Source organism: Alkalibaculum bacchi, assembly GCF_937875145.1.
GTDB classification, from domain to species: domain Bacteria; phylum Bacillota; class Clostridia; order Eubacteriales; family Alkalibacteraceae; genus Alkalibaculum; species Alkalibaculum bacchi_A.
Genome location: NZ_CALNCS010000198.1, coordinates 1 through 6,599 on the forward strand (window position 1 = coordinate 1; position 6,599 = coordinate 6,599).

General features: G+C 35.3%; 7 protein-coding genes. 1 reads left to right on the plus strand and 6 read right to left on the minus strand.

Annotation, left to right across the window (positions count from 1 at the left end):
- Nucleotides 1-58: 58 nt before the first annotated feature.
- The 6 genes from ulaG to Q7P22_RS11465 form a co-directional block, all read right to left on the minus strand.
- Nucleotides 59-1,177 carry an L-ascorbate 6-phosphate lactonase gene (gene ulaG / locus Q7P22_RS11440; protein ID WP_303864273.1) on the minus strand — a complete coding sequence of 373 codons (1,119 nt, stop codon included), beginning with the start codon at nucleotides 1,175-1,177 and terminating at the stop codon, nucleotides 59-61.
- Between the two features lie 49 nt (nucleotides 1,178-1,226).
- Nucleotides 1,227-2,276, minus strand: coding sequence for a hypothetical protein (locus Q7P22_RS11445; protein ID WP_303864275.1), 1,050 nt, complete (start codon nucleotides 2,274-2,276; stop codon nucleotides 1,227-1,229).
- Between the two features lie 53 nt (nucleotides 2,277-2,329).
- Entirely contained in the window at nucleotides 2,330-3,412 is a 1,083-nt protein-coding gene (locus Q7P22_RS11450; protein ID WP_303864277.1) for a PTS fructose transporter subunit IIC, read from the minus strand.
- Between the two features lie 4 nt (nucleotides 3,413-3,416).
- Nucleotides 3,417-3,743: a PTS fructose transporter subunit IIB gene (locus Q7P22_RS11455; protein WP_303864279.1), complete on the minus strand. Its 327-nt coding sequence runs from the start codon at nucleotides 3,741-3,743 to the stop codon at nucleotides 3,417-3,419.
- Complete coding sequence (locus tag Q7P22_RS11460; RefSeq protein ID WP_303864281.1) at nucleotides 3,740-4,201, minus strand: PTS sugar transporter subunit IIA; 462 nt, start codon at nucleotides 4,199-4,201, stop codon at nucleotides 3,740-3,742. The genes Q7P22_RS11455 and Q7P22_RS11460 overlap by 4 nt, the downstream gene beginning before the upstream one ends.
- A gap of 328 nt (nucleotides 4,202-4,529) precedes the next feature.
- Nucleotides 4,530-5,420, minus strand: a complete 891-nt coding sequence (locus tag Q7P22_RS11465) for an NADP-dependent phosphogluconate dehydrogenase (RefSeq protein ID WP_303864283.1) — start codon at nucleotides 5,418-5,420, stop codon at nucleotides 4,530-4,532.
- A 237-nt stretch (nucleotides 5,421-5,657) separates the two neighbouring features.
- Between Q7P22_RS11465 and Q7P22_RS11470 the strand changes: the two genes are divergently transcribed.
- On the plus strand, nucleotides 5,658-6,431 hold the full coding sequence (locus tag Q7P22_RS11470) for a DeoR/GlpR family DNA-binding transcription regulator (protein ID WP_303864285.1): 774 nt from the start codon (nucleotides 5,658-5,660) through the stop codon (nucleotides 6,429-6,431).
- The last annotated feature ends 168 nt before the right edge of the window (nucleotides 6,432-6,599 follow it).

A 6,599-nucleotide genomic window follows, 5' to 3' on the forward strand; every position in this document is an offset into this window, starting at 1 on the left:
GTTAGCCTCATAGACCTGCTCACGCATTTCTTTGAGCAACATATACGTCCCCCTGAATTTAGAGTATAGAACGAAATGGAACATTAGGTTCATGCTCGAAGCAATCATGGAACCCACGGTCATACATATACTCAGTTTTATCTTTATCTAAAGGATATGTATATTCTCCACCAACCTTCCAAAAAAAAGGATGAAATTTATAATTTAAACGATCTTTACGCATCTCCCATAAAACTTTAATCTCATTAAGGTCAGCATAAAAATTTGTCCAAACATCCCAATGTATAGGAATAACTACTTTAGTTTGAAGTGCTTCTGCCATGCGTAAAATATCCGTGGCTTCCATCTTATCTTGAATACCAATTGGATTGCAGCCATATGAGCCAAAAGCGACATCAACACCACCAAATTGAGCTGCAATATCTTTTCCATGCTTTGCAAAATAGATAGAATAATGAGAATCTCCACTATGGTATATATTGCCACCAGGAGTACGAATAAGATAGTTTACTGCTTTTTTATCCATATCCATTGGACATTTTCCCCATAAATCTTCACGATCAGCTCCTGTTAAGTCTGTCGTAGTTATACAGGTACGATCAAAAGAGTCCATTACGATTATTTCTAAGTCTTTTATCTTAATTCTGTCTCCTGGCTTGACGACAATACAACGCTCTGCCGGCACTCCCCAACTCGTCCAAAAATTAACAGACTTTTCTGGCCCAATAAATGGAACTGGGACTTCATTTCCCTGCTCATTAACAGTAGCCATATCAGACTGAATAACATGGGCAGCAAATTCTTTACTCATATGATCTTGGTGGTAATGCGTTGCTAAAACTACGTCAACATGCTTAATTGCAAACGGATCAAAAACATACGGAATATTACGCAAATTTGGCTGCATTGCTCGAACGCCAGCCATATTTGCCATCTGATGTCCAACTTTCATCTTGCCATTACCATGAGTACGTTTTCCATTCCCGGTCCACAAGTCAATAGTTAATCTTGCATCAGCAGGAGTTTTAAGAAAAATGCCCGAACAACCTAGCCACCACATCTTAACGTTATTAGGCATTACCTTATCGTTTTCCATGCTCTCATTTAACCAAGTGCCCCACTCAGGAAAAGTATTCTCTATCCAGTTTTCTCGAGTTATTTCGCTAATAATAGACACAAAACTCCTTGAATACTCTGTATATCCAATAAGAAGAACTTACATCGTCTTAATTATAAGGAGTATAAAAAGCAACTTCATCTGTTTCTCGGTTAGCTGCAACTATTTTATCTAAATTTCCGCCACTAAAGACCCAACAATTTGTTGGCCCACGATCATGGTCAATTTTTTCTATATGAAAATCACCATCATCAAAAAAGACACGTATTAAATCTCGGTCTCCTTTACGATGTCCAACAATTGCACAAGGCTGGCCACACAAAACTCCTGCCCAAATTGCATGCAAAAACTCTCTCTTTTGAGGGTCAACCCATTGTTTAGTAAAAAGCCCTTCCCTATCTTTATGCCAAATAGTAAGTGTATTTCCATGAAATGGAGAAATCGAAATTATTTCATTTTGGCCATCATTATCAAAATCAGTAACTGAGATATCACTTACTTGTTCAGAGAAAAGTTTCTTAATTTTCCAAGAATCAAGGTCAGACTCTGGAGGTTCAAATTTAAAACAACCTTCATTAGTACCAATAAGAGCGTATGAACGATCTGGAGCGGTATAGAATCCATGATTTTTAAGTTGTTGCTCTTTTAATACTTTAAGAGGCAAAGAATGTTTTGAAGTAAATTCTTCAAGATGATGTGATAACTTACCACCAAAAATTTTACCTGGAAAACGCCAATCATTTTTATATTCACATGCACTCTTAATAGTACACGCTAATAAAAACAAGTTACCTGAAGTATTTTTTAATATACCAAACCTATGTACATATGGCATATTAACAAGAGTTGCACATTTCCAAGAGCCATCAGGCTGCTTTGTATAGCTACTTATACGTGCATGATCTCCTCCACAATTAGGAGAATAGAATTCTGTAGTAGAAAGAAATTGATCTGTTCTGCCAGGCACTTGCACTAAAGTCATCACTCCACCAGGACCAGACACTGGAGTATCAATCAACGACCCATCAAGAGCAAAGCGCACTATAGGGCCCTTTTTCTCTACTCCGATTAAAATACTATTCGTACTACCATCATTAAACATACCTATTGCATAGCACTTCGGCAAATCCCTAGAAATAACTTTCTTTTCGTATTTCACAGCTTTTCCTTTCAGCACAACTCAAAGAAATTTTTGATTCATCACTCGTTGGATTAAAAATCTATATTGATGTTAAGATCATCTGTAACTTTTTCTTCTTTCATATCCTCTTTGATCTTTGGTTTAACAATTGAAAGTAAGATACCTGTAATACACGCGCCAATTAAAAGAGCCGCAGCGTATAACAACGGAGCACTTGCAACAGGTATTGTAAAAATACCTCCAGAAAGAAGTGGAACCGTAACTCCCCATGACATTATTAAACCATCTGCAATACCAGACCCTAAGACTACACAAGGAACAGTTCTTACAGGATCTTCAAATGCAAATGGCAAAGCTCCTTCTGTCACCTGACACATAGACATAATAATAGCTGCAATTGCGTTCTGCCTATCTGCCGGCTTCCATTTCTTTGGAGCAAAAATAAGCACCGAAAGGGCGATACCCAAAGGCGGAGCCATTGCTGCAACATTTTTTCCAGCTGCTGGCCCCCATACACCAGAAGATGCAAACGCAGTTACAATTGCAAAAGAAATTTTGTTAACTGGACCACCCATATCAAAACCAGTCATACTTCCTAAACAGAATCCAAGTAAAAATTTTGAACCGGTATTCATATTCATAAAAAAGTTAATCGCAGCTGAAGTAAGAGCTGCAAGAGGTGGACCAACGATCCAAATGATTACCAATACTTCCAAAATTCCGCCCACAAGCGGAATAATAACTAATGGAATAATCCCTTTTACAGTCTTAGGTAACGGAAGCCGCACAAGCAAAATGGTAACAATTCCTGCTAAAAGTCCAGCAATCATTCCACCCAAAAAACTCGCATTAACAGTTACAGAAAGAAAGCCACCCATTATTCCTGGTGCAATTGCTGCTTTACCCGCTATTGAATAGCCAATGCCAGCTGCAAGAATAGCTATCATGATACTAAAACCACCATTGCCTGCAGTAAGTAGCCAATAACCAACTGTACCCTCAACATCTGTATTACCAATGATTCTGCCAATTGCTGTGCAAAAGCCTGACATAATAATTACGGGAATCATAAATGATAAACCCGTTAAAAAGTGTTTCTGTAAGTTTTGAGCAGTAAAAATATTTCGGATTTCCACTCCAACATTTTTAGCCATAATATCACCTCACAAATCTTTTACTGTTTAATTTTTTTTGAATAGTCTTTAGAAGACTCTTTGGAGTTTGAATTGCTGTATTTGTTGGGACATGCACAATAGGCTTACCAGCGAATCGTTCTTCTCCAGTTACTGCAACATCGGCTGCAATAATTACTACATCAGCATCTTTAATTTCATCTTGACTTAGTTCATTCTCCACTCCAGCACTTCCTTGAGTTTCTACATGCCCGATCATATCTAGCTCTTTAGCTGCAGATAACAATTTTTCGCGAGCCATATATGTATGTGCAATACCAACTGTGCACGAAGTGACTCCAACAAATTTCATTTTTCACACTCCCAGCTTTTATAAAATATTTTTTTAAAACTTTCTACACTATCCTCTTTAAGAAGACGGTCCTGAATATCGCTATGCGTTAAAGCTGCAGCAAGATGTGAAAGTAACTTCAAATGTTCAATATTTCTATTTTTTGTAGGAACAACTAATAAAAAGACTAATTTAATTGGCTTATTATCTAAGCTTTCCCAATCTCCGATAATGGATCTCGTTTTTAAAACACCAATCGCAGCTCTTAAAGCAGCGTCAGATTCACCATGAGGTATAGCAATACCATTCTCCATTCCGGTTACTCCAACACGCTCTCTGCGATAAACAGCTTCACAAAATTTTTTTTTATCAGAAATACAACCATTAACGTATAACATATAACATAATTCTTTAAGCGCTGAACTTTTCGTCTTTGACGATGAGCACAAATTTATATTTGGTCCTATAAAATCCACCATTTCACACCTTCTTATTTATAATTAGTGAAACTTAATAGTATATGGATTAGAAAATGAGTATTTATTTCCAATTACTTGATATTTCCCCTTGTAAGAAGGATTGCTTAATTTTAAAAGCAAACTACGATTTTTCATAATATAAAACATATAAAGAAAAAAATATGCAATACAAAGCACAATTGTTATTAAAATATAATTTAAAACACATGTAAAAACACTTGCTAATATTAAAAATAAACGAATCCAACTAATATAAGTATTCCATTCATAATATCCCTTTTTCCCATGAGTATATTTTTTGTAGAATATATTTTTACTTAAAATAAAACTACTTTTTTGGTTTATAGCCACCTATCTCCTTACGTAATGAATTAACGATCCTAGCTGAAAAAGTTTCTTGCTGCTGAGTACGTTGTCTCATAAGTAAAGTAATCCCCATCATAGGTACAGGAACATTCAATTTCATTGCTGAGTTAATAGCATCAATGCACGCACTACTTGAATGAATTGTAGTCTCAACATCATCAAGCTTCGGCTTCTTACAGAAAGCATCATATAGGAGATCCATCAGCCAACCGCGTATCACAGAAGACTTACTCCAATTATATGCAACGTCTTTAAGATTATATTCAAACTGGCTAGAATTTAATAAATCAAATCCCTCGCCCAAAATCTCTAGTTCAGAATGTAAAATAGCATTGTGTATTATTTTAAGATAATGGCCACTCCCCGATTTCCCAGTATACAGAAGACCATTTGGTGCTGAAATATCTGTCAAAAGTGGTTCAATTAAATTAAATCCTTTTTTATCACCCCCAACCATAAAACTTGCACCATGCCGTGCCCCATAAACTCCTCCTGACGTACCTATATCGAAAAAGAGGATTCCACTTTTTAATAGCAATTGACCATTACTAATGGAATCACGATAATCAGAATTCCCACCATCAATTAAAATATCCCCTTCTAAAAGAAGTTGAGAGAAACTGACGATCATATTGTTCGTTATTTTACCAGCAGGTAGCATTAGCCATACTATTTTTTTTGTTCCATCTTTTTTTATTTGATTTACATCATTAATAACTTGTATGTTATTCGCAATAGCTCTTTCTTCCATTTCATTTTTGATATCATAACCAATAACTTCATATCCTTTTTCCTGCATATTTAAAGCAAGATTTAATCCCATCTTACCAAGGCCAATCATATAAATCTTCATAAAATACTCTTTTCTTTAATAATTTATAAACAATTTCTCCCACATATCTTAGTGCTACTTTCTATGAAGCCATAGTAATTTAAACGATCAGAACATAGTTTATTCTCATTGTAAACGGTCATATTTTGGGTGTAAATGGTAATAGAAAACTTAATATTCTAACTAATTGATCATATCATTCATTTTTGTTAGAGTAGGTAAAACTTTCACATCTTTCTAGTACAAAAAGGATCTGTTATGGCAAGCCGAGAATTCGTAAAGCAGCGTCGCAAATCAATCGTACAGCTACTTAAAAAAACAGGGTCTATCCCAATTAATAGACTTGCTAACTTTTTTTCTGTATCAACAATCACGATTCGTCGCGATTTAGATATATTACAAAAAGCTGGATATGTTAATCATACTTATGGTATAGCAACTTTTAACTGTAACTACGCTAAACAAACAGGTTGTGAATATATATCAATAAAGAAACTAATATCAAGAACAGCAGCCGATTTAATACAGGATGAAGACATTGTTCTATTAAACTCGAGTTCTACTGCCCTAGGCATCATGGATTATATTCACTCAAGCAATGTAACAATTATTACAAATAATGGTATGATTCTTGAAAAAGATTATTCTAGAGATATTTCAGTGATTTTGACTGGTGGTGAAGTAAGACCTCTAAAGCATTCGCTAACAGGAGATTTTACTTTATCAATGCTTTCTCAAATCAGAGCTACTAAATGTATAATGGGCTGTGATGGCTTTTCTGCCAAGGCAGGTTTAACTACACATAATCCTAACGAAATGCAAGTTAATAAAATTATGCTTGAGCGTTCAGACCAGCGTATCGTAGTGGCAGATCATAGAAAGTTAGGTAATATTGCTAATTTCTCTTATGGAAATATTGGACAAATTGATATACTTATCACAGATAGAGGTTTGGAAAAAAAATTATTAGATCAGTTTTATGAAATGGGTCTAAAAAAGATTTTGTTAGTTTCACCTACAAAAGCGAAATAAAAATAAAATTATGTGCTGTGTGTATTTTTATTTTAATATGTTAGGATAATTTAAGGCTATCATTTGAGTCGAAGTACGAGATCATAGACCTCGGACTTTGATAGATCAAACTTCTTTGCAAGCCGCCGGGCAAGGGAGCTTTTTGACTCATGATTCGCTAGCCCTGCT

Bases quoted from the DNA above. Each gene is read 5' to 3' on its own strand.
- Q7P22_RS11450 (WP_303864277.1), bottom strand. From the start codon at position 3,412: ATGGCTAAAAATGTTGGAGTGGAAATCCGAAATATTTTTACTGCTCAA.
- Q7P22_RS11455 (WP_303864279.1), bottom strand. From the start codon at position 3,743: ATGAAATTTGTTGGAGTCACTTCGTGCACAGTTGGTATTGCACATACA.
- Q7P22_RS11460 (WP_303864281.1), bottom strand. From the start codon at position 4,201: ATGGTGGATTTTATAGGACCAAATATAAATTTGTGCTCATCGTCAAAG.
- Q7P22_RS11465 (WP_303864283.1), bottom strand. From the start codon at position 5,420: ATGAAGATTTATATGATTGGCCTTGGTAAGATGGGATTAAATCTTGCT.
- Q7P22_RS11470 (WP_303864285.1), top strand. From the start codon at position 5,658: ATGGCAAGCCGAGAATTCGTAAAGCAGCGTCGCAAATCAATCGTACAG.